General features: G+C 61.2%; 17 protein-coding genes. 9 read left to right on the top strand and 8 right to left on the bottom strand.

Annotated elements, in window-relative coordinates; translation table 11 throughout:
- Positions 1 to 78 precede the first annotated feature (78 nt).
- The 4 genes from RVY79_RS11815 to RVY79_RS11830 all read left to right on the top strand — a co-directional run bounded on the left by RVY79_RS11815 (position 79) and on the right by RVY79_RS11830 (position 4,889).
- Positions 79 to 1,440, top strand: a complete 1,362-nt coding sequence (locus RVY79_RS11815; RefSeq protein ID WP_317464384.1) for a glutamine synthetase family protein — start codon at positions 79 to 81, stop codon at positions 1,438 to 1,440.
- 45 nt (positions 1,441 to 1,485) lie between these two features.
- Positions 1,486 to 2,868, top strand: a complete 1,383-nt coding sequence (locus RVY79_RS11820; RefSeq protein ID WP_317464386.1) for an aldehyde dehydrogenase family protein — start codon at positions 1,486 to 1,488, stop codon at positions 2,866 to 2,868.
- A gap of 39 nt (positions 2,869 to 2,907) precedes the next feature.
- Positions 2,908 to 4,053 (top strand): iron-containing alcohol dehydrogenase, encoded by a 1,146-nt coding sequence (locus RVY79_RS11825; protein ID WP_317464387.1) that lies wholly within the window; start codon positions 2,908 to 2,910, stop codon positions 4,051 to 4,053.
- A 221-nt stretch (positions 4,054 to 4,274) separates the two neighbouring features.
- Positions 4,275 to 4,889, top strand: coding sequence for an FMN-dependent NADH-azoreductase (locus tag RVY79_RS11830; RefSeq protein ID WP_317464389.1), 615 nt, complete (start codon positions 4,275 to 4,277; stop codon positions 4,887 to 4,889).
- A 64-nt stretch (positions 4,890 to 4,953) separates the two neighbouring features.
- Here RVY79_RS11830 and RVY79_RS11835 read toward each other — a convergent pair whose 3' ends face one another.
- Positions 4,954 to 6,027, bottom strand: coding sequence for a metal-dependent hydrolase (locus RVY79_RS11835; RefSeq protein ID WP_317464390.1), 1,074 nt, complete (start codon positions 6,025 to 6,027; stop codon positions 4,954 to 4,956).
- A gap of 43 nt (positions 6,028 to 6,070) precedes the next feature.
- Positions 6,071 to 6,610, bottom strand: coding sequence for a DNA-3-methyladenine glycosylase I (locus RVY79_RS11840; protein WP_317464391.1), 540 nt, complete (start codon positions 6,608 to 6,610; stop codon positions 6,071 to 6,073).
- A 116-nt stretch (positions 6,611 to 6,726) separates the two neighbouring features.
- Here RVY79_RS11840 and RVY79_RS11845 point away from each other — a divergent pair, with 116 nt between their 5' ends.
- Entirely contained in the window at positions 6,727 to 7,167 is a 441-nt protein-coding gene (locus RVY79_RS11845; RefSeq protein ID WP_317464392.1) for a VOC family protein, read from the top strand.
- A gap of 102 nt (positions 7,168 to 7,269) precedes the next feature.
- The gene (locus tag RVY79_RS11850; RefSeq protein ID WP_317464393.1) at positions 7,270 to 7,959 is read left to right on the top strand and encodes a uracil-DNA glycosylase family protein; all 690 of its coding nucleotides are present in this window, start codon (positions 7,270 to 7,272) and stop codon (positions 7,957 to 7,959) included.
- Positions 7,960 to 7,974: 15 nt separating this feature from the next.
- Here RVY79_RS11850 and RVY79_RS11855 read toward each other — a convergent pair whose 3' ends face one another.
- On the bottom strand, positions 7,975 to 8,379 hold the full coding sequence (locus RVY79_RS11855; protein WP_317464394.1) for a DoxX family protein: 405 nt from the start codon (positions 8,377 to 8,379) through the stop codon (positions 7,975 to 7,977).
- A 334-nt stretch (positions 8,380 to 8,713) separates the two neighbouring features.
- Between RVY79_RS11855 and RVY79_RS11860 the strand changes: the two genes are divergently transcribed.
- Both RVY79_RS11860 and RVY79_RS11865 read left to right on the top strand, forming a co-directional pair.
- Positions 8,714 to 9,811, top strand: coding sequence for a GGDEF domain-containing protein (locus RVY79_RS11860; protein WP_317464395.1), 1,098 nt, complete (start codon positions 8,714 to 8,716; stop codon positions 9,809 to 9,811).
- Between the two features lie 241 nt (positions 9,812 to 10,052).
- The gene (locus RVY79_RS11865) at positions 10,053 to 11,234 is read left to right on the top strand and encodes a GGDEF domain-containing protein (RefSeq protein ID WP_317464396.1); all 1,182 of its coding nucleotides are present in this window, start codon (positions 10,053 to 10,055) and stop codon (positions 11,232 to 11,234) included.
- Here the strand turns inward: RVY79_RS11865 and RVY79_RS11870 are convergent.
- The 5 genes from RVY79_RS11870 to RVY79_RS11890 all read right to left on the bottom strand — a co-directional run bounded on the left by RVY79_RS11870 (position 11,224) and on the right by RVY79_RS11890 (position 17,360).
- Complete coding sequence (locus tag RVY79_RS11870; protein WP_317464397.1) at positions 11,224 to 12,249, bottom strand: tRNA-dihydrouridine synthase family protein; 1,026 nt, start codon at positions 12,247 to 12,249, stop codon at positions 11,224 to 11,226. The two genes, RVY79_RS11865 and RVY79_RS11870, sit on opposite strands and share 11 nt — an antisense overlap.
- 112 nt (positions 12,250 to 12,361) lie before the next feature.
- A complete protein-coding gene (locus RVY79_RS11875) occupies positions 12,362 to 12,982 on the bottom strand; it encodes an IMPACT family protein (RefSeq protein WP_317464398.1) in 621 nt (206 codons plus the stop codon).
- Positions 12,982 to 13,455, bottom strand: coding sequence for a LexA family transcriptional regulator (locus RVY79_RS11880; protein WP_317464399.1), 474 nt, complete (start codon positions 13,453 to 13,455; stop codon positions 12,982 to 12,984). The genes RVY79_RS11875 and RVY79_RS11880 overlap by 1 nt, the downstream gene beginning before the upstream one ends.
- 114 nt (positions 13,456 to 13,569) lie before the next feature.
- Positions 13,570 to 15,909, bottom strand: coding sequence for an EAL domain-containing protein (locus RVY79_RS11885; protein WP_317464401.1), 2,340 nt, complete (start codon positions 15,907 to 15,909; stop codon positions 13,570 to 13,572).
- A complete protein-coding gene (locus RVY79_RS11890; RefSeq protein WP_317464402.1) occupies positions 15,906 to 17,360 on the bottom strand; it encodes an ATPase domain-containing protein in 1,455 nt (484 codons plus the stop codon). Before RVY79_RS11890 ends, RVY79_RS11885 begins: the two co-directional genes overlap by 4 nt.
- A gap of 389 nt (positions 17,361 to 17,749) precedes the next feature.
- Between RVY79_RS11890 and smc the strand changes: the two genes are divergently transcribed.
- Positions 17,750 to 21,244 carry a chromosome segregation protein SMC gene (gene smc / locus RVY79_RS11895; protein ID WP_317464403.1) on the top strand — a complete coding sequence of 1,165 codons (3,495 nt, stop codon included), beginning with the start codon at positions 17,750 to 17,752 and terminating at the stop codon, positions 21,242 to 21,244.
- Positions 21,245 to 21,505: the final 261 nt, after the last annotated feature.

Below are 21,505 nucleotides of genomic sequence, written 5' to 3' on the forward strand. Positions count from 1 at the left end.
GGCCGGGGGCGTCGTATGTAGAAGGGGACGACCGAGGGTCGTGCCTCATCATGGTGATGGCTATTGGGAGCCTCGGAAATGACCAACGCGCTGGCTTGGGATGCTCTGAAGACCAAGGTCGAGAGCGGTGAGATCGATACGGTGCTCGTGTGCATTGTCGATATGCAGGGGCGTCTGATGGGCAAGCGGCTTCATGCGCGTCACTTCGTGGACGATGGCTGGGACGAGACTCACTGCTGTAACTATCTGCTGGCCACGGATCTCGAGATGGCAACGCCCGGTGGTTATGCCAGCGCCTCCTGGCAGGCGGGCTATGGCGACTACATCATGAAACCGGACCTGGCCACGCTGCGATCCATGCCGTGGTTGGAAGGCACGGTGATGGTGCTGTGCGATCTGCTGGATCATCGCACCCACGCTGCGGTGCCCCATGCGCCGCGGGCCATCCTCAAACGCCAACTGGCGCGACTGGAGGAGATGGGGCTGGAAGCGATAATGGCCACCGAACTGGAGTTTTTCCTGTTCGAGAAAAGCCTCGACGACCTTCGCAAGGGAGGATTTCGCGATCTACAGCCGATCAGCGGCTACAACGAGGACTATCATATCTTCCAGACCACCAAGGAGGAGCATGTGTTGCGTCCGCTGCGTAACCACCTCCAGACGGCAGGGATCCCCGTAGAAGGCACCAAGGGCGAGGCTGGTTCGGGCCAGGAGGAGCTCAATATTCGTTATGCGAAAGCACTCGATACGGCGGATTACCATACCATCGCCAAGCATGCGGCCAAGGAGATCGCCTGGCAGCAGGGGCGGGCGGTGACTTTCCTGCCGAAATGGCATCACGCGCATTCGGGCAGTTCCAGTCATATCCACCAGTCGCTGTGGAAGCAGGGGGTGCCGGTCTTCCATGATGAGAGCGATGCGCTGGGCATGTCCGCTGTGATGAAGCATTACCTGGCGGGGTTGCTGAAATACGCGCCTGATTACACCTACTTCCTGGCGCCCTACCTCAACAGTTACAAGCGTTTCCAGAAGGGCTCCTTCGCACCTACGCGTACGGTCTGGTCGGTGGACAATCGTACCGCAGGGTTTCGTCTCTGCGCCGAGGGCACTCAGGCGGTGCGCATCGAGTGTCGCATCGGTGGCTCGGACCTGAACCCCTATCTGGCCATGGCCGGCCAGTTGGCCGCCGGCATCAAGGGGATCGAGGAAGGCCTGGAACTACCTCCTCCCGCCGTGGGCGATACCTACGAGGGGGGAACCGGCCTGATACCCCAGAACCTGCGCGATGCCATGCAGGCTCTGAAGGGTTCCACCATGCTGCGCGAGGCCTTGGGTGATGATGTGGTCGATCATTATGCGCGTGCCGCCGAAGTGGAGCTCGAGGACTTCCAGCGGGTGGTGACCGATTATGAGGTTGCCCGCGGGTTCGAGCGGTGTTGAGGCCTGGGGCCTTGCGCTAACGAGAAACGAGAATGGGAGGGGATGATGGGTCATGTTCTGAGATGTATCTCGCCGATCGATGGGGCGGTCTTCGCCGAGCGTGAGGCGCTATCGCCCGAGGCCGCGCGGCAGGCGGCGGATCGGGCGCGGGCGGCGCAGGCTGACTGGGCCGCTCGTCCCCTCCGCGAGCGTATCGACTTGGTGCGGGCCGGAATCGCCGCCGTGGGGGCGATGAACGACGAGATAGTACCGGAGCTCGCGCAGATGATGGGCCGCCCGGTTCGCTACGGCGGCGAATTCGGTGGCTTCGAGGAACGGGGTAGCCACATGGCGACCATCGCCGAAGAGGCGCTGGCCGATATCGCGGTGGGCGAGGACGCCACCGTCAAGCGCTACATCAAGCGCATTCCACACGGGGTGGTGCTGGTCGTGGCCCCCTGGAACTACCCCTACATGACGGCGATCAATACGGTGGCGCCGGCGTTGATCGCGGGCAACTGCGTACTGCTGAAGCATGCCACCCAGACCCTGCTGGTGGGCGAACGGATGGCGCGTGCCTTCCATTCGGCTGGGGTGCCCGAGGCGGTGTTCCAGAATGTCTTTCTGGATCACGCGACCACCTCGACGCTGCTTGCCGATCGAGCGTTCGATTTCGTCAACTTCACCGGTTCCGTGGGTGGCGGCCGTGCCATGGAACAGGCGTCGGCCGGCACCTTTACCGGGCTAGGGCTCGAACTGGGCGGTAAGGATCCGGGCTATGTCATGGAGGATGCCGACCTCGATGCCGCGGTTGCCACCCTGATCGATGGGGCGATGTTCAATTCGGGGCAATGCTGCTGCGGGATAGAGCGCATCTATGTGCACGAGGATCTTTATGAGGCCTTTGTCGACAAGGCGGTGGCGGTCGTCGAGGGCTACAAGCTTGGCAATCCACTGGCCGCCGAGACGGATATCGGCCCCATGGCGAATATCCGCTTCGCCAGCGAGGTCCGTAGCCAGATCGATGAGGCCCTGGCCGCCGGCGCGAGGGCCAGGGTCACGCCGAAGCTTGAAGATGACGGCGGCGCTTATCTGAGTCCGCAGATCCTTACCGAGGTGACGCATGACATGCGCGTTATGCGCGATGAAAGCTTCGGCCCGGTGGTCGGCATCATGAAAGTGAGCGGTGATGAAGAAGCCATCCGGCTGATGAATGACAGTCGCTTCGGCCTGACCGCCAGCCTGTGGACGGCCGATATCGAGCGTGCCCAGCGCGTGGGTGAGCAGGTCGAGACCGGTACCGTATTCATGAACCGCGCGGATTATCTCGACCCGGGGCTGTGCTGGACCGGCTGCAAGGAATCGGGGCGCGGCGGCGGCTTGTCGGTGATTGGCTATCACAACCTGACACGCCCCAAGTCCTACTATCTAAAAAAAACAACAACCTAAAGATAAAGAAAACAACAACAGGCTAAAGAAGGTGACGACATGACATTGACGGGAAACTGGACGTATCCCACCGCCATTCGCTTCGGGGCCGGCCGGCTCGAGGAGTTGCCCGAGGCCTGTGCCGAGGCGGGCATCACTCGACCGTTGCTGGTGACGGATCGCGGTCTGGCCGAGCTGCCGATCACCACTGCCGCGCTGGACATCTTGGAGGCCTCGGGACTGGGTCGGGCGCTCTTCGCCGAGGTCGATCCCAACCCCAACGAGCGCAACCTGACGGCAGGGGTCGAGGCCTTTCGCGCGGGCGCTCATGACGGGGTGATCGCGTTCGGCGGTGGCTCGGGGTTGGATTTAGGCAAGATGGTGGCCTTCATGTCCGGCCAGACGCGTCCGGTATGGGATTTCGAGGATATTGGCGATTGGTGGACACGCGCCGATGCCGAGGCGATCGCTCCCATCGTGGCGGTGCCTACCACGGCCGGGACCGGCTCGGAAGTGGGACGGGCCAGCGTCATTACCAACACCGAGACGCACGAGAAGAAGATCATCTTCCATCCCAGGGTGCTGCCCCGGGTGGTGCTCTGCGACCCCGAGCTGACGGTGGGCATGCCCAGGGCGATCACCGCGGGTACCGGGCTCGATGCCTTTGCCCACTGCGTGGAGGCATTCTCGAGCCCACATTATCACCCGATGAGTCAGGGCATCGCGCTGGAAGGGATGCGGCTGGTCAAGGAGTACCTGCCGCGCGCCTATGCCGATGGCACCGATCTTGAGGCGCGTGCGCATATGATGAGCGCGGCGATGATGGGCTCCACCGCTTTTCAGAAGGGATTGGGGGCCATCCATGCGATGAGCCATCCGATTGGCGCGGTATTCAACTCCCACCACGGCACCACCAACGCGATCTGCATGCCAGCAGTACTGGAGTTCAACGCCGATCATATCCGCGAACGATTCGACATGGCGGCCGCTTATCTGGGGATCGAGGGCGGCTTCGACGGTTTCAGGACCTTCGTGCAGGCGCTCAACCATCAACTGGGTATCCCGCGTACGCTCTCCGAGATCGGCGCCGACCCGGAGCGCATCGACGACTTGGCCGCAATGGCTATCGAGGACCCCAGCTGTGGAGGAAATCCCGTGACCTTGACCGTCGACGATCTCAAGGCGCTGTTCCGTCAGTGCATGTGAGCAGCGCTCGACGGCCTGTGAGCGGTTTTCACTCTTCGTGCCAGGCCCGGTGACGATCATGCCTCGCAAGGACATCGAGCGAACACGCTGAGACGTATACGGGGATTCATTCATTATATCGAATGGTTTATGGGGTTTTTTGCGTTTTTCTTTTCAAAAAGGGCAACGAATAATAGATCTATTCGCATCACCTGCCCTGAATCCAATGAGAGGAATTTCGCATGGCCGTTCGCAATATTCTGTTGGTGACTGCCTCCATCCTCGGTGAGCATGGTCAATCACGTGCGCTGGCGACGCATTTCAAGGCGCAGCTCGGCGCGCGTGATGATGTGCAGTTGACCGAGCGCGATGTCGTAGCGCTCGACCTTCCACATCTCGACGGCGCCGAAATGGCCAGTTGGATGACTGCTCCCGACGAACGTGATGCAGCCCAGCACGAACTGGCGGCGCGCTCCGATACGCTGATCGAGGAGATGTTGGCGCATGACCTGATCGTGCTGGCGGTGCCGCTTTATAACCTTGGCATCCCGAGTCAGCTCAAGGCGTGGTTCGACCGCGTTCTGCGGGCCGGCAAGACGTTCAAGTATACGGAGAACGGCCCGGTGGGGCTGGTCGAGGGGAAACGCGCGCTGGTATTGGCGGCACGCGGCGGCCAGTACGTCGGTACCGAGATGGATACTCAAACCGGCCACGTCAGCAGTCTGCTGGGCTTGATCGGCATTCGCGATATCGACTGGATCTACGCGGAAGGCCTCAACATGGGTGAAGCGGTGCGTGAACGCGCTATGGGCGAGGCACGCCAGGCGGTGGCGAATTACACGGCGGAACGTCTCTGACGTCCGTGTATGACAGTAGCTGAACAACACAGAAGGCGGCTCAAGACGAGCCGCCTTCTGTGTGTCAGGGCGAGGCATCTGGCGTAAGGCACCGCGCCTGGAGGTCATCCAGCGGCAGGCAGGCGCTGGCTTGCGGTGCGACCAGGCGCTGGAAGAGTGAGGCGAAGGCGGCCCCATCGGGACGTGGGCCGGCGATACGTTGACTATCGATGGGGTGCCAGCCATTGGCGCCGCGCTCGGCAAGCGTGAAGTTGAACATGTGATAGCCAGGCGTGCCCAGCCGCAGGTCGGTAGCGATCAATTGGGTGGTGCCTTGGCGTTCCTCAGTGCGATAGCGCAGGAAAGGCCCGGCGAACCACGCAAGACGCCGTCCCGCTGCCGTCGCCAGTGCGGTGTCCTGCCATTCGCTGCCACGTGGCAGACGGGTCAGCGCCACCGGCGTGCGACCGTCGAAGAGACTCACGATGCCTTCGTAGTAGACGTCGTCCTTGACTACCGTGACGCGCCAGAGCAGGGCGTTGAAAGGCGTCGGCTGGATTAGCCGGGGGGCATCCTCGAGTCCTTGGTTGGCGAGGCTCGGGCCGATGCGCGCGGTTATAGTGTTCTGGGCGGCGACGGTAAAGGTCAGGTAAAAGCAGGCGAGCGTCAGCCCCCAGCCCAGCAGACGCGGTGAATAGCCCTTGATCAGTGCGGCGACCACGCCCACCAGCAACGGCAGCGTAAACAGTGGGTCGATGATGAAGATGCTGTGCCAACTCACCGGTGGAGTGGTCATCGGCCACCAGAGTTGGGTGCCATAGGTGGTGAAGGCATCCAGCAGTGGATGTGTCAGCAGGCAGCCGCCAAACAGTAGGCCCCAGCGCCAGGTGCCGATGGGCGGCGAGATTTGACGCCAACGCTCGCCTGCTCTGGCCAGTCCGGTCAATATGACGGCAAGGGCGCCGAGTACCCACAGGGAATGACTGAAACCTCGGTGATAAGTGTAATCGGCCACGGCGTCGCCGTAGTCGATGACCACGTCGAGATCGGGCAATGTGCCGAGCACGGCGCCGGCGATGACGGCCTTGCGTCCTAGACGGCGGCCCAGCACGGTACCGCCGATGGCGGCGCCGAGGCAGGCCTGCGTCAGTGAATCCATGCGCTGTGATCTCCCCTTGCGGCGGTGTGTCCCTGGTGGGCATTCATGCGGTGTGCAGCCACGGCGGCCGTTGTGCGCGTATCTGGTGCTGGATCGGGCAGTCTTCGCGATGGGCCCCCGGCAGGTAGCCGGTACTCATCAAAAACTCGTTGACGATTTCCGGGCCGGTGAAGCGGAAGGTGCGTTTGAATAGCGTTACCCATTCCGACAAGGCGAGCGGATGATGCGCGTCGAGCCAGGCGGCGAAGCTACCGTGAGACGCCTGCAGATCGAGCACGACGTTGGCATTGTGAATCGCGGCGTCGACCTTGCGACGATTGCGGATGATACCTGCATCCGCGAGCAGACGCGCCCTTTGCGTATCGTCGTAGGCGGCGACGCGTGCCACGGCAAAGTCATCGAAGGCCATTGAGAACGCCTCGCGCTTCTTGAGCACCGTCAGCCAGGAGAGCCCGGCCTGGTTGATTTCCAGGATCAGGCGCTCGAAGAGCCGGTCGTCGTCACGCACGGGAAATCCGTATTCGTGGTCGTGGTAAGGCCCATGAAAGGGATGGCCGGGGGCATGGTCGCAATACGTGCTCATGGGAAGTGTGCCTCGCGGAGTGTTGACGAATCGCCCTGCCGGTGATGAATTCGCCGTGACCGGTGGGCTGGTTTACCATAGACGTTTAGCCTGCATAACATCATGAGGAGCTTACCATGCAGTACCTGCATACGATGGTCCGTGTCGCCGATCTCGACGCCTCGCTGCGTTTCTACTGTGACCTGCTGGGCCTCAAGGAAGTGCGCCGCAAGGAGAACGAAAAGGGCCGCTTCACGCTGGTGTTCCTCGCCGCGCCGGAGGATGAGGAACGTTCGCGCGAGCAAAAGGCCCCGGAGGTCGAGCTCACCTATAACTGGGATCCGGAAACCTATACCGGCGGTCGCAACTTCGGTCACCTGGCGTACCGTGTCGACGATATCTACGCCCTGTGCCAGCACCTGATGGACAATGGCGTGACCATCAACCGCCCGCCGCGCGACGGCCACATGGCCTTCGTCCGTTCGCCGGACGGCATCTCCGTAGAGTTGTTGCAAAAAGGCGATGCGTTGCCCGCTCAGGAGCCGTGGGCGTCGATGGAGAACACCGGCAGCTGGTAAGTCGCCGCGTGTCGCGCCCCGTCCCTGCGGTGGGCGGGACGCGACTACCGCCGTAGGCTGCACGACCCCTTAGGCTCCCTAGGGCTGGAAAGGATGCCAAGTATGGCACAAGACGTGACTCTCCCGTCGGCGCTGCGCGATGCGTTTCGCCGTGAAGCCGATACGCTCGACGGCATCGACCGTGATGTCTACCTCGCCAATCGGCGCGATCCGTTGGAGCCGATCATCGGCCTGGGCCCACGCGACGCGCCGGTAGGCTTTTTCGGACGCGACCCCGGTCGTCAGGAGGTCGTGCATGGCGCGCCGTTCGTGGGCAGCGGCGGTCAGAAGGTGCGTGCCGGGCTGTATAAACATCTGCACGGGGAAGCGCTGCCCGATTTCGAGGCTTCGCTTACCGTGGGGCGGCGTTATTTCTGGGCCAACACCGTGCCCTACAAGCCGATCGGCAACAAGGCGTGGTCGATGGCGGTCAAGAAGCGCTTTCAGCCCTTGATGGCGGCACTTTTGATCGCGCACTGGCAAGGCCGCACTCTGATTACCCTGGGGCGCGAGGCGTTCTTGTGGTTCGCCATCGGTCAGCCGCGCGAGATCAAGCGTGAACTGGAGGCTTTCTGGGCGCGCGAGGACCGCTTCGAGGCGCTGCATACCACCGTGCTATCGCTTCCCGATGGGCGTAGCGCCGAGTTCCAGTTGGCGCCGCTGCCGCATCCCTCTCCGCTCAATCAAACCTGGTACAAGCGCTTTCCGGCATTGCTCGATGCGCGCCTCGCTGCTCTGGAAAGTGTCCGCTGAAGGGCATGAGTCGGATCAGTCGGGCTGCATCGCCAGGCGCCCGCTGCCCATGAGCATGACCGCCAGGGCGCCGCACAGAAACATGCCCTGCAATTCCAGCGTCCAACCGCCCTGCGCATTGAGCGTCAGCAACTCGTCGCGATGGACGAGGACAAACGCCACCAGCATGTTACCGGCCATCAACAGGCCGCCGATGCGCGCCTGCCAACCCAGGATGGCCATCAACGGCGCAACGATCTCACCGATGAGCACCCCATACGCGAGGAAGACCGGGACGCCCATGGCGTCGAGCATGTTGCCGATGTCGGTAATGCTGGCGGGTGACAGGAGCTTGTCGATGCCGTGCAGCAGAATCAGCCCGCCCACGGCCAGGCGCAGAATCAGTTTTCCCAGGTCGTCATGATGCAGCAGTCGTTGCATGGAGATCGGCATCCTTCAGCGTGTGAAACCGGCATCTAGCCGGACAAGGCGTGTGAACTTTCGCATGTTCGCGCGTCGCTCACCAGCGATCGTACTGATTAACATTTCTTTACGTTTTACTAGCACTTTGGCGTGCATTAACTAAGCTTTCTTAGCTAATGCCGCTGGAAGCGGATCCTTGCAGATATTGGCACCGATACTGGCGGGTAAGGCCGTCATCCGGTGGAGACACATAACGATCCTTGCCCTGAGGTCCTCCCAGAAGGGTGGGCAGAGGCGAGGACGCTACGTTGCGAAACACGCAACGGTACGCGGGTAGAAAGGGATATCCAAGATGACTTCAAGGGCCTTGCAGCGGCTCTGGGGATGGTCGTGCAGTGCGCCGGGGGTTTTGCCGCTGGAGCAACGCCGCAGCTACGAGGTGGTAGCGCAGACCTTCGTGCTCGCAAGCTTGGGACATTTGTTGTTTGCATGCGTGCTGATCGGCTTGCAGATTCCGCTGCTGATTGTTTTGAACCTCGCCTGCGTGGCGACCAATGCTGCGGCGTTGATGCTACACCGGCGCTTGCAACTGACCTGGGCAATGACCGTCAAGCTGGCTGCAACGCTAGTGTTGATCACGCTGAGCGTGTGGTTGATTGGTCACGATGCTGGCTTCGAATATTACTTTTTCTTGCTGCTTTGCGAGATGTTGATCAGCGACATGGCGGCGCGTTACAAGATCGTGATGAGTAGCACGATCGGTAGCGTGGCGCTGGCCACGCTTTTGATGGCACCGCAATCCACCCCCTGGATGCTGGAAACTGCAGATTTCCGAGAGGACATCCGCCTGACCAACCTGGTCATGGTCTTCCTGATCCTAGGGCTGATCCTGTGGCGGCTGCATGCCATTACCGAGCGCTGCGAGCACCATTTCCGGCGCGATGCCACCCACGATTACCTCACCTCGGTGCTCAATCGTCGCGCCATCTTTCATGAAGCCGACATGCTGTGGCAGCAGGAGCGGGATTTCACGCTACTGCTGCTCGATGCCGACCACTTCAAGCAGGTCAATGATACCCATGGCCATACCGCAGGCGACGAAGTATTGCGTCACCTTGCGTATATAGTGCGTGGCGCCTTGCGCGAAAACGATCGTCTCGGGCGCGTGGGCGGTGAGGAATTCCTGATCGTCTTGCCCGACAGCACGCGTGACGATGTGCTTGCGGTGGCATCACGCATTCGTCGATGCCTGGCCGACCAGCCGTGTCGACTGGAAGCGTTGACCCTCCCGGTGACGTTCTCCATGGGCATGGCTGCGGCCAAGGAAGTCACATCATTGCAAGCGCTCATCGACATGGCCGATCGTCGCTTGTATCGCGCCAAGTCCGCCGGGCGCGATCAGCTGGTCATGAGTGACCTGGAGATCATCGGGCCGGCGGCGGCATTGTGAGATGTCCGGAAACGCCGTGTGGATATCGTGTCATCTAATACGGATACCCTAGCGCAACGAAGCGATAACATGGCATTTTGCTTATTTGGCGTTTGACGAATTTCATGCTGCAAAGCGGCTAAATTCATACACGAATCGTCCTTTTGATGCGTCGAATATGACTAACCTTGCTAGGGAATCGATGCAGGGGGAGGCCCGTCGCATGACGTGGCCTAACGCAATAAAAAGGGATTCGTTCATCATGCCGCTACGTACCTATCGTCTCTGGGGAGGCCGAGGCGCATCGTTGCCTCCGTATTGCCCCCTGCCGCCGGAATACCGTCGTTATTTCGATACCTTCGCCCATCTGTATGCCATGGCGTTGGTGGCCTATGCCGGTTTGATGCTGCCGCTGTTCGTCTGGCTAGGACGCCCCAGTCCGATATTGATCGTTGTGTTCAGCGTGTTGATGACACTCGGTGCACGCGGGCTGCATCATCGAGGCTACATGGCCTGGGGTGCGGCCTTGCTGTGGGGCATGATGCTGCTGCTGATTGGTGAGGCGATTCGCCTCTACGGCGCCGGTGTAGGCTTCGAGTTCTACGTGAGCCTGGCACTGCTGGTGCTGCACATCAGCGCGATTCCGCGCAGTTACAAGATCGTGTTGTCGCTGTTGCTGCTGGGCGTGATCGGCGTGTTGTTGATGAGCATGCACCAGGGTACGCCCTCGGTTGAGCTATCACCAGCAGTGGCGACGTGGCTTTTGTGGGTCAATCTCGTGCTGACAGGAGTACTATTCGCCGGCGTACTGATGGGGTTGGAAGGCGTCACCGAGCGGCTCGAACGCGCATATCGCCGTGAAGCGTTGCACGACATGCTGACCGGTGCCCTCAATCGTCGTGCGATCGTCTCCATTGCCGAGCGCTGGCAGCGCGCCAAGCGGCCTTTCGCCGTAGTGTTGCTGGATGTCGATCACTTCAAGCGTTTCAACGATCTACATGGACATGCCACGGGGGACGCGGCGCTCTGCCATCTGGTGAACTGCCTGCGCCAAGGACTGCGCGATGGTGACATGCTGGGGCGTTACGGTGGCGAGGAGTTCATGCTGCTGCTCCCGGAAACGTCGCGTGGCGCTGCCATGGCGGTCGCCGAGCGCGTCGCGGCCGTCGTGCGCAACCAGCCCCTGGTGCTACCCGACAAGTCGCTCGGCATGACCGTCAGTCAAGGTATCGCGGTGCACGACGAAGCCGTGACGCTAAGCGAGCTGCTGGAGTTGGCCGATCGGCGGTTGTATGCCGCCAAAGGGGCAGGGCGCGATCGTGTCATGGCCTTGGAAGCCTTTGACACGCTGTCCCCCATGCCGGTCCGGTGTGTCATCGAAGGCGCAGAGGCGTGCCCGTTCGAACCGCCTCGGCGACATGATGATTCAGTGGTCAAGGCGTGATCGTCGCGTTCGGCACTGCCGGAGACGGCACCAGGGCACGTGCTTGCGAGGGCGCCAGCCCGGCAAGAAAATCTGCCAACTCGGTACGCCGACGCAGGACGTTGAAGCGCTTGGCGGCCTCGTCGTCACGTCCACGCATCTGGTTGAGCCACTGCTTGAGCAGCGAGACCACGATCTTTTCCGGCAGGTGCATGCGCATACGCTGGGCATAGGCCGTCAGCATCTCGGCACGTGCTGACCAGGGCGTCTCCGGTGAGCGCTCGCCGGTGCTCTGCCAATGCTTGATGCGCCGTGCCAGCCAGGGGTCGGCGAGCATGCCGCGTCCCAGCATTACATCCGTGCAGCCTGATAGCGTACGTGCCTTCCAATAGTCTTCCAGTGTCCAGATATCGCCGTTGGCGATTACCGGTATCGTCAGCCGGGCGCGAATGCGTCCGATCCATTCCCAATGCGCGGGCGGTCGATACCCTTCGCGACGGGTGCGGGCATGTACCACCAGGTGTGCCGCACCTCCGGCCTCGGCGGCCTCGGCACAGGCCAGCGCCAAGTGCTTGTCATCGAAGCCCAGGCGGATCTTGGCCGTCACGTCGATCCCCAGGGGCGTCAGCGCTTCATGGACGGCATGCACGACGTTGTAGACGCAATCAGGGTCGCGCAGCAGCGAGGCGCCGCCGTCATGGCGATTGACGGTCTTGGCCGGGCAGCCGAAGTTGAGATCGACTTGGCGGGCGCCGAGTGCCTGGGCGTGCACTGCGTTGGCTGCCAGGGCATCGGGGTCGGAGCCGAGTAGCTGCAAGTGAACTGGTGTACCGTTCGAGGTCGCGCAAGCGGCGTGTTCGAGCTCGGGACAGTGACGCAGGAACACTCGCGCCGGTAGACGCGCGTCGACCACGCGCACGAACTCGGTCACCGTCCAGTCGAGCGCACCGTCGGCGCTCAACAAGTCCCGCGTGACCACGTCGATCACGCCTTCCATCGGGGCTAAACCGATGCGTCCGCTGGCCACTTGCGTCATGTGCCTGCCGTTACCCTCGATGTCATTGCAACCCCCCCCTGAATCGGACGGGGTATTATGTCATTACCCCCCCGACGATGAGAAAAACGATAGTGGGTGCTTTGGCGTTGCTTCATGGCAAGGTGAGATGAGTGAGTCGACCCTTGAGGCGCGAGGTCAGCTCGCTCAAGTCGCTGTCGCGCTCGCGTGGCCAGGCGATATCGAGCGTCACGCCGTCGGCGTCGTAATCGGCGCTCTCGATGAGGGCATCCTGCGTGGTGAGCCACTCGCGGGCAATGGCCTCGCCGGCGAAATCGATGCGTACCCGCAGCGTGCGGCGCTCGATGAAGGAGCGCCGGGGCAGGCCCTCGAGTGCCTGGATGACTGCCTGTGTATAGGCGCGCACCAGGCCGCCGGTGCCCAGTTTGGTGCCGCCGAAGTAACGAATCACCACGCAGCCGATCTGTCCCAGCCCCGAGCCTTCCAGTGCCTGATACATGGGCCGCCCCGCGGTACCGCCGGGCTCGCCGTCGTCGGAAAAGCCGATGGCGTTCTGCTCACCGGGCGCACCGGCGATATAGGCCGTGCAGTGGTGACTAGCGTTGGGATGAGCTGCCCGCGCTTGCGCCAGCAACGCGTCGAAACTGGCGATATCGGGGATGAAAGCCGTCCAGGTAATGAAGCGGCTTTTCTCGATTTCGATCTCGTGGTAACGATACTCACCGGATGCGAGGTCGGGAATCGCGTAGCGCATCAGTGACTCGTGGTCGCGTGACGCATCACACCCATCACCAGCCCCAGCACTTGTACATCGTCGTTCTTGAGATAGATCGGCGGCATGTCATCGTTGGCGGGTTGCAGGCGCACGCCGGATTTTTCGATATAAAGCCGCTTGAGTGTGACTTCCTGGTTATTGATCTGTACCACGGCAGTTTCGCCGTTCTCGGCCGACTCGAAGCGCTCAATGATGATGATGTCGCCATCGAAGATGTTGCTGTCGATCATCGAATCGCCGCGCACGCGCAAGGCGTAGGTGTTGCGTCGCACCATGCGCGACGGCACATGGATGGCCTCGTTGTCGGGGCAGGCCTCCATGGGCAGCCCGGCGGCGACCACGCCCAACAGGGGAATCTCGACGAAATCGGTGGCGTCGATCTCCTCCCAGGCGGCGTCCGATAGTGGCAGGTTCGGCAGGCGCTGCAGGTAGTGCGGCGTAACGTGCGACATGACCCTCTCCCTCGGATGATCCTTCGGCATCATAGCAAGGCGGGGCGAGGCGGCAAATCCCGCTGGCACTTGAGCCTTGGGTTCTCCGTGGCCTAGCCTTATCGTGCCCGACGCCTAAGGAGATTCCTGAGATTGCGTCAGGCCCGATACGCCGGTGGAAGCGTTGGCGGCTGTCAATTGCTCGAATTGTTTTGCCGGGACGGGTGGACTGAACCAGAAACCTTGCCCCCAAGCCTCGTTCGTTGTCGTTTCCAGCAGCAACTGACGCTGTTGTTGAGTTTCGATACCCTCGGCGATGATCTGAAGGTCGAGGCTGCTCGCCATCTGGTGAATGATGGTGACCAAGGCGCTTCCCTTGCTGTTCGGCCGGCCCAGTTCATTGACGAAACTGCGGTCAATTTTCAAGGTCTGGATTGATAGGTGCTGTAGTCGGCTCAGTGATGAGTAGCCCGTGCCAAAGTCGTCAACGGCCAATTGAAAGCCTTGGTCGTGGAGCGCTTTCAGCAAGGTTTCGATCTCGGCCGGATCTTCCATTAGCGCATTTTCCGTGACTTCCAGATGTATCCAAGAAGGATCGATGTAAGGCGTGACCAAATCGGCAAAGTGTTTGGCATCCCCGTTCGGGTAGAGCTGGTTGATGCTCAGGTTGACCGCCATGCTGAGATGTAAGCCTTGACGATGCCAATCGCGCAACTGGCGGGCGGCCGTTTCCAGTACCCAGTCCCCTAAGGGGATGATCAACCCTATTTCTTCTACCAGCGGCATGAAAGTGCCTGGTGTCAGGATTTCCCCATCTCCCTGAGGCCAGCGGATCAGCGCTTCGGCAGCGACGATTCGACAGGAATCGAGTTCGAATATGGGCTGGTAATAAAGTTCGAACTGTTCCTGTTCTAGTGCCTGACGCAGCCTGGTTTCCAAAGAGAAGCGCCGCTGGCGGCTAGCCGCGAGATCGTTTGAAAACAAGTGGCTTTGCTTGCCTCCTAGACGTTTCGCTTCGTACATCGCCTTATCGGCATTCTCGATGAGCAGGGCGGGAGTGCGGCCATGCTCGGGAATCAGACTGATACCGATGCTAGCGCTCAGTTGATGAGTATAGCCGCCCACCATCAGTGGTTCGCTTAGGTGAGCGATAATCCTGTTGGCGAGGTGATGGGCAATGTCGATGATTGCCGCAGGCTCTCGAGGAATGCCATCGCGGGCAGCACCGCTCAAAACTACGAGAAATTCGTCACCCCCCTGGCGAACCACCAGGTCAGAATCGCGCACCGCAGCCTGCAGTCGCTGGCCGAGTTGTCGCAGAACTTCGTCGCCCACTTCGTGACCCAGGCCGTCGTTGATCAGCTTGAAGCCGTCCAGATCAATGAACAGGATGGCGTGGTCGGTCTCTCGTGTTGCATGAGTTGCAAGGAGATCGTCCAGATAATGGATCAGGTGCCGGCGATTGGGTAGTCCGGTTAATGCATCGGTGTAAGCAAGATAATGGATTTCAGCGGCTTGTTGTTCACGGACACCCTTAATGCGCAAGGAGTTCAGTCCGAAAGCCAAGTTGGCGGCGAGATGTTCCAGCAGTTGACATTCATCGCGGTCGAAGTGGCCGGACTGATTAGCGTAGAGGGCCAGACAACCGGGCGGGCCGATTTCAGTCTTCAGTGGCAGTACGATGGCCGCCGCAAGCTGGTGCGTTATGGCACGTTCGCGAAGCTGGGAGGCAGGTAGCGTATCCGCAATATTGTTGACGATACGCGTTGTGTTGGTACGGATGCCTTGAGAGAGTGTTTCGGCGTACTGTGTTGCCTGGCTCAAGATGTGCTTCAAGTCAGAAATGAAGGCCTGGGAAGTGCCGGCCCAGGCGGAGATGTTCAGCGTCGGGTCGTTCTGGGCACTGCTGAAGCCGATCCAGGCTAGATTATAGCCCTCTTCATCAACCACAGCCTGGCAGAGTGCCGTGATTAACTCGCTCTCGGATCTTGAACGTACAATGATGCTGTCGCAGGCACTCAGAGTCCGCAGGGCCTGGACCACACCCACCAGCTTTTGCCGGGCGTCGTCCTGCTCTCTGGCTAAGGTACGCAGGCGCAGCAGGTTATTGATACGGGCTTGCAACTCGGCCTGGCTAGTAGGAATCCGCAGAATGTCATCGACATTCTTGCCCAGTTCGTCCGCAACGTGAGGATGGGCGTTCCCCCGATTTTCGGCTACCAGCAATACCGGTAGCACCATGGGGCTGGCATGCTGTCGCAGCTCATGGACCAGCTGGTAATAGCGGCGCAGGTAGGCGACATCAATCACCACCAGGTCAGCCTCTTGAGCATGGCGTTCATGGTCGTCGAAGAAGCCATGAATCAGACTAAACGTGTGGCCCAGAAAACGTTCTAGCAATTTCCCATTGGCGGGATTTGCCAGAGCCACCGCGATGCGCGGGGGGGCGTGCGGGGGGCTGGTGGATGTCATCATGTGGTATCCCGGGAATTGGTCGTTACTTCAGGAATGCCGCCCAGGATGCCCCGCAGCCCGTGAAACGGTTGACCGACCTTCAGTCCTTCAGAGGTAATATCGAATTCGCGTAACGTTTTCTCGAAACCACCGGCGCGTTTCTTCAATACACCGATCGATTTGCGCAGCTCGCTGTCCAGCTCAATGTAACGGAGCATGATGATATTGTCGGCGAGGTAGCTGAGGCCGTACTCGGTCACCCGGGTCTGCTGTCCGGTGATAGAGAAAACTTCGTTGACCAAGAGTACGGTGACGCCCATGTTGACCAGATAGCGACACAGGGCATGTACGCGTTGCTGCAAGTCCTCACCGCGTACCGATTGCTGATAGCCGGACAGGCTGTCGATCATCACCATGGTGGCGCCGCACTCTTCAATCTCGATGCGTACCCGGGCGGCAAACTCGTCGGGGTTGTAATGCAGCGATTCGACTGCTTCAAAATTCAGGTGCCCGGCGGCCATCATTTCTTCCACGGGCAGACCGACTTGCCGGCACCGGGCAAGGAATGTCGAAGCGCCTTCGTCGAAAGAGTAGATCACCGAGCGTTCGTGGCGTCTGGCGGCTTCACTCATCAGTTGGGCGCCGAGCGTGGTCTTGCCTACCCCGGTGGGTCCTGACAGTAGGGTGATCGTACCCCGCTCAAGTCCGCCGTGGGTGAGAGCATCGAATTCCGGCAGTCCGGAGCCTAGCGGAGCATGCTCCACCTGGCGGCCATGGTGGCTGGGTACCAGACGTGGGTATAGCGTCATGCCGTCGTCGCCCAGGCTGAAATAGTGCGCGCCTTGGGCAAATGAAGAGCCCCGCAGCTTGGTGACCTGGCACTGACGCCCGCTGTCGGTTTGTTCCAGCGTAATGACGCCGTCACTGAGAAAGGCCAGGGTCTCGTCATCATCGTCACTTGGCCCTTGCTCCGAGGTGAACAAGACCGTCGCGCCCTCGGCCGTGAGCTTTCGCAACAGCGACATCGCCTGCTTGCGGAACAGGAACGTATCGGCCGAGAGGTAGCGCATCTGACTGAGGGAGTCGATCAGTATGCGTTTCGGTTGATGTTCCCGAACGTAGTCCAGAATACTGTCGTGGAGGCTATTGCCTTCCACGTCCCAACTTTCCAGCAAGGTATAGGTGTCGCCGGATTCCTCTTGTCCCGGCGAGAGGTCCAGCACATCCACGCCTTCCATCGACAAGCCGATACCCACGGCGTTATCGCGCAGCTGCTGCTCCGCCTCACCGAGGCTGACGAACAGGCTATTCGACTGGGGGGCATTGATCAGGAAATGTAAGCCTAGAGTGGTTTTGCCCGAGCCAGGTCCACCACGGAGTAGATAGGTACGCCGGGGGATCAGGCCTCCCCGGAGAATTTCATCGAAGCCAGGGACACCAGTACGAATTCGGTTCTCGGCCAAAGTGGGCATGTCGTTCTCCTGTGCTGCAAGTCTCTTAACTGCTACCGGCAATTTGCACTACAGAAGGTAACTTTCCCTGATACACATCTTTTGCGTGGAGCCGTTGGGTTTGAGGTATGCGCTCTGATTACGGCTAGAAATAGCGTATGGCAGTATTTCTCGCTGTCTTTCCCTGAAAGTTAATGCTAAGTGGTCGTCACTTTCGAAGTAAACCTAGATCCGCAGAATAACGTTGGCCGTGCACCAGGCGAGACCTGCCCTGGGCGTCCGGACCTTGTTCTGGCGGCGTAGAGTTGGTGATGGGGCTTGGGCCGCGCCGGTGCCTCGGATAGACTGCGTGCTTTCATGCATGGCTCGAGCATCGGGCCGCGACTCATCCTGGGGAATTTCGGCAGCGCATGCGCCTCACGTCCATCAAATTGGTCGGCTTCAAGTCGTTCGTCGATGCGGTCAATGTGCCGTTCGCCGGCAACATGACCGCCATCGTCGGCCCCAATGGCTGCGGCAAGTCGAATATCATCGACGCCGTGCGTTGGGTGATGGGCGAATCCTCCGCCAAGACGCTGCGCGGCGAGTCGATGACCGATGTCATCTTCAACGGCTCCACCGGACGCTCGCCGGTAGGGCAGGCATCCATCGAACTGGTTTTCGACAACAGCGACGGGACCATGGGCGGCGCCTATGCCCAGTACGCCGAAATCTCCGTCAAGCGCCAGGTCACCCGCGACAGCCAATCCAACTATTTCTTCAATGGCCAGAAGTGCCGGCGTCGCGATATCTCCGATCTCTTCCTGGGCACGGGGTTGGGGCCGCGTTCCTACGCCATCATCGGGCAGGGCATGATTTCGCGACTGGTCGAGGCGCGCCCCGAGGAGCTGCGCTCGACACTGGAGGAGGCGGCGGGCGTTTCCAAGTACAAGGAACGCCGCCGCGAAACCGAGAATCGCCTGCGCCGCACCCAGGAAAATCTCGACCGCCTCGATGACATTCGCGAGGAGCTCGACAAGCAGCTCGAGCGTTTGAAGCGCCAGGCCGATGCCGCGCGTCGCTATCAAACCCTGAAGAACGAGGAGCACCGCCTCAAGGGCGAACTGGCGCTGCTGCGCGCGCGGGCGTTCCGGACCCAGCAGCATACCCAGGAGCAACACGTCCGCGAGCTGGAAACCCAAGTCGAGCAAGAGATTCTCGGCCAGCGCCAATGCGAAAGCCGTCTGGAAGAGTCGCGTCTGGCACACGACGAGGTTGCCGCCGAGCTGGAGACCCATCAGGCCCGCTTCTATGAGACCGGTGCCGCCATTGCGCGCATCGAGCAGTCCATCGAACATGCGCGTTCGCGCGATCAGCAACTGGCGCAGGATATCGAGGATGCACGCCGCGAGTTGGGCGAACTCGAACAGTTGGGGGCCCAGGACGACGAGCGTCGCGCGGCCCTGGACGAACGCCTGGAGAGCATCGCCCCCGAGCTTGAAGAGGCTCAGGAAACGCTGGAGATGCTGCAGGAATCGCTGGACGCCGCCGACGAAGAAGCCGCCACCGCGCAACAAGAGTGGGAGCGTTTCAACGAAAGCGATCGTGATGTGGCGCATGGGGCCGAGCGTGCCCAGGACGACGTGCGTCGCCTCGAAAACACCATCGCCGAGCTGGACGATCAGATCGGCAAGCGTCGCCAGCAACGCCAGGAGCTGCCCGACGTCGAGGCGTTGCGCGGCGAGCGCGGTGAACTGCGCGAGCAACTCGAAGCGCTGGATCTCGACCAGGAAGCGTTGGAAAGCCAGCGCGAGCGCCTGCAGCAACAACGCGAGGACGCCCAGGTACGCCTCGACGAAGCGGCGGCTCAGCGCGACACCCAGCGTTCGCAGCTGAGCCGCCTGCAGGGCGAACTGGCGTCGGTGGAGGCTTTGCTCGATGCCGCCCTGACCGATGACGACGCCGCTCTGGAGTCGCATCTCGAGCGCCATGGCCTGGCCGAGGCGCCGCGTCTGGCCGAACGGTTGGAGGTCGCCGCGCCCTGGGAGACGGTCGTGGCCTGGGTCTTGGCGCCGTGGCTCAAGGCGCGTCTTGCGACGACGTCCGCCATGGCCGAGATCGTCGCCGATGCCCCGCCTGCTGAATTGGCATTACTGGGTGGCGATGACGTGGCGCCGGTGGCCGGCACATTGGGCGAGCAGGTCGACGGTGCCGGGGCGCTGGGCACCTGGCTCAACGGCATTCACTGCGCCGCCGATGAAGACGCCGCCTGGGCGATGCGCGCGCGCTTGGCGGCGGGCGAGAGCGTGGTCACCCCTGGCGGGCTGTGGCTAGGCCCGGATTGGGTACGCCGGCGCGGCGAGTCGGCGTCCGAGGATGGCGTGCTGGTCCAGCGCCGTCGACGCGAGACACTGCAGGCCGATATCGCGGCGCTCGAGGCATCTCTCGAGACGCTCGAGGAAACGTTGCAGAGCGCGCGTGAAGCGGTGGAACACGCGGCGGCGGAACTCGAATCGCTGCGTCTTCAGGAGCGCGATCTCGGGCAGCGTCGGCAGCAACTGGCCTCGCGCGAGGCCGGACTGGCGAGCCGCCTGGAGCAGCTCGACGCGCGCTCCCGTGAGCTCGATGACGATGTGGCGCAGCTCGTCGAGCGGCATGCCGAGCGGCGCCTGGAACTCGAGGAAACGCGTGAGCGCTGGCAGGCGGCGATGAACGACGTGGACGCCAACAGCCAGACCCGTGAAACATTGGAAAATCAGCGTCGCGAAGCGCGGGAAAAAGCCCAGTCGCTACGCCAGCAGGTAGCGCCCGCGCGCGAACGCCAGCAACATCTGGCGATGGAGCGTCAGCGTTTGGAGACGGAGCGCTCGGGGCTCGATCAGCAGCATGCGCGCTCGCGCGATCAGCGTGAGCGCCTGGCCGAAAAGCTCGCCATGCTCGAAGAGCAGCGCGCCACCCTGCGTGAGCCAGAAGAGGAAACCCGCGAGCGGCTCGACGAATTGCTCGACCGCCGCAGTCGCGAGGAAGCGACGCTCAACGCCTCGCGCGATCGCGCACATCAATTGGCCGAGACGCTGCGTGACACCGAGGCGGCGCGCCAGGAACATGAGCGCAATCTCGACGGTCTACGTGGCAAGCTCGAAGAAGCGCGTATGCAGGTGCAGGCCCTGACGCTGAAAGCCGATGCGCAGGATTCACACCTCGAAGAACTCGGGCACGATGTCGACGCGTTGCGTGAAGGGCTCGATCCCAACGCCACCGAATCGGCATGGCAGACCCGGCTCGACGAGCTCGGCGAGAAGATCCGTCGCCTCGGCGCCATCAACCTGGCCGCCATCGAGGAGTACGATCAGCAGGCCGAGCGGCGTGACTATCTCGAGGCCCAGCATGCCGAACTGAGCGAGGCCATCGAGACCCTGGAAAGGGCGATCCGGCGTATCGATCAGGAAACGCGGACGCGTTTCAAGCAGACTTTCGATCAGGTCAATGCCGGCTTCGGCGAACTTTTTCCCAAGGTCTTCGGCGGTGGGGCCGCATGGTTGACGCTAACCGGCGACGATTTGCTGGAGACGGGGGTGGCGATCATGGCGCGCCCACCGGGCAAGAAAAACACCACCATTCATCTCCTATCGGGGGGTGAAAAAGCACTGACGGCATTGTCGCTGGTATTTGCTATCTTTCAGCTCAACCCGGCACCATTCTGTATGCTCGACGAAGTCGATGCGCCGTTGGATGATGCCAACGTGGGACGTTACGCCAAGCTGGTGAAAGAAATGTCAGAGAGTGTTCAGTTCATTTACATCACACACAATAAGATTGCCATGGAAGCGGCCGAGCGATTGATGGGCGTGACCATGCAGGAAGCCGGGGTATCCCGGCTGGTATCGGTAGGAATCGACGAGGCGGCGACCCTGGCAGACGCATGAACGACTTGCAGAAAATCGCCAAAAGGGTTACCAACACTATTGTGTGAGCCTCGACAGGGATATTGAAGGGTGATTGCTCTGAGCTAAGGGTACTACTTGACATTCAAAAAAAGTGGCCCTTTTTTTGTTAATCGCGCTATGCTTCTTCACGAACGAGTTTTAATCATGGCGCCAATAGCGAACAGGCAAGACTACCCATGGAACTAAGAGAGTGGCTAATCATCCTGGGGTTGGTGCTGGTGACGACCATCGTGATCGATG

This window comes from Chromohalobacter sp. HP20-39 (genome assembly GCF_033052815.1).
In the GTDB taxonomy this organism is placed as follows: Bacteria; Pseudomonadota; Gammaproteobacteria; order Pseudomonadales; family Halomonadaceae; genus Chromohalobacter.

Excerpts from the sequence above, each read along its gene's own strand:
- RVY79_RS11815 (WP_317464384.1), top strand. The coding sequence starts at position 79 with ATGACCAACGCGCTGGCTTGGGATGCTCTGAAGACCAAGGTCGAGAGC.
- RVY79_RS11820 (WP_317464386.1), top strand. The coding sequence starts at position 1,486 with ATGGGTCATGTTCTGAGATGTATCTCGCCGATCGATGGGGCGGTCTTC.
- RVY79_RS11825 (WP_317464387.1), top strand. The coding sequence starts at position 2,908 with ATGACATTGACGGGAAACTGGACGTATCCCACCGCCATTCGCTTCGGG.
- RVY79_RS11830 (WP_317464389.1), top strand. The coding sequence starts at position 4,275 with ATGGCCGTTCGCAATATTCTGTTGGTGACTGCCTCCATCCTCGGTGAG.
- RVY79_RS11835 (WP_317464390.1), bottom strand. The coding sequence starts at position 6,027 with ATGGATTCACTGACGCAGGCCTGCCTCGGCGCCGCCATCGGCGGTACC.
- RVY79_RS11840 (WP_317464391.1), bottom strand. The coding sequence starts at position 6,610 with ATGAGCACGTATTGCGACCATGCCCCCGGCCATCCCTTTCATGGGCCT.
- RVY79_RS11845 (WP_317464392.1), top strand. The coding sequence starts at position 6,727 with ATGCAGTACCTGCATACGATGGTCCGTGTCGCCGATCTCGACGCCTCG.
- RVY79_RS11850 (WP_317464393.1), top strand. The coding sequence starts at position 7,270 with ATGGCACAAGACGTGACTCTCCCGTCGGCGCTGCGCGATGCGTTTCGC.
- RVY79_RS11855 (WP_317464394.1), bottom strand. The coding sequence starts at position 8,379 with ATGCAACGACTGCTGCATCATGACGACCTGGGAAAACTGATTCTGCGC.
- RVY79_RS11860 (WP_317464395.1), top strand. The coding sequence starts at position 8,714 with ATGACTTCAAGGGCCTTGCAGCGGCTCTGGGGATGGTCGTGCAGTGCG.
- RVY79_RS11865 (WP_317464396.1), top strand. The coding sequence starts at position 10,053 with ATGCCGCTACGTACCTATCGTCTCTGGGGAGGCCGAGGCGCATCGTTG.
- RVY79_RS11870 (WP_317464397.1), bottom strand. The coding sequence starts at position 12,249 with ATGACGCAAGTGGCCAGCGGACGCATCGGTTTAGCCCCGATGGAAGGC.
- RVY79_RS11875 (WP_317464398.1), bottom strand. The coding sequence starts at position 12,982 with ATGCGCTACGCGATTCCCGACCTCGCATCCGGTGAGTATCGTTACCAC.
- RVY79_RS11880 (WP_317464399.1), bottom strand. The coding sequence starts at position 13,455 with ATGTCGCACGTTACGCCGCACTACCTGCAGCGCCTGCCGAACCTGCCA.
- RVY79_RS11885 (WP_317464401.1), bottom strand. The coding sequence starts at position 15,909 with ATGATGACATCCACCAGCCCCCCGCACGCCCCCCCGCGCATCGCGGTG.
- RVY79_RS11890 (WP_317464402.1), bottom strand. The coding sequence starts at position 17,360 with ATGCCCACTTTGGCCGAGAACCGAATTCGTACTGGTGTCCCTGGCTTC.
- smc (WP_317464403.1), top strand. The coding sequence starts at position 17,750 with ATGCGCCTCACGTCCATCAAATTGGTCGGCTTCAAGTCGTTCGTCGAT.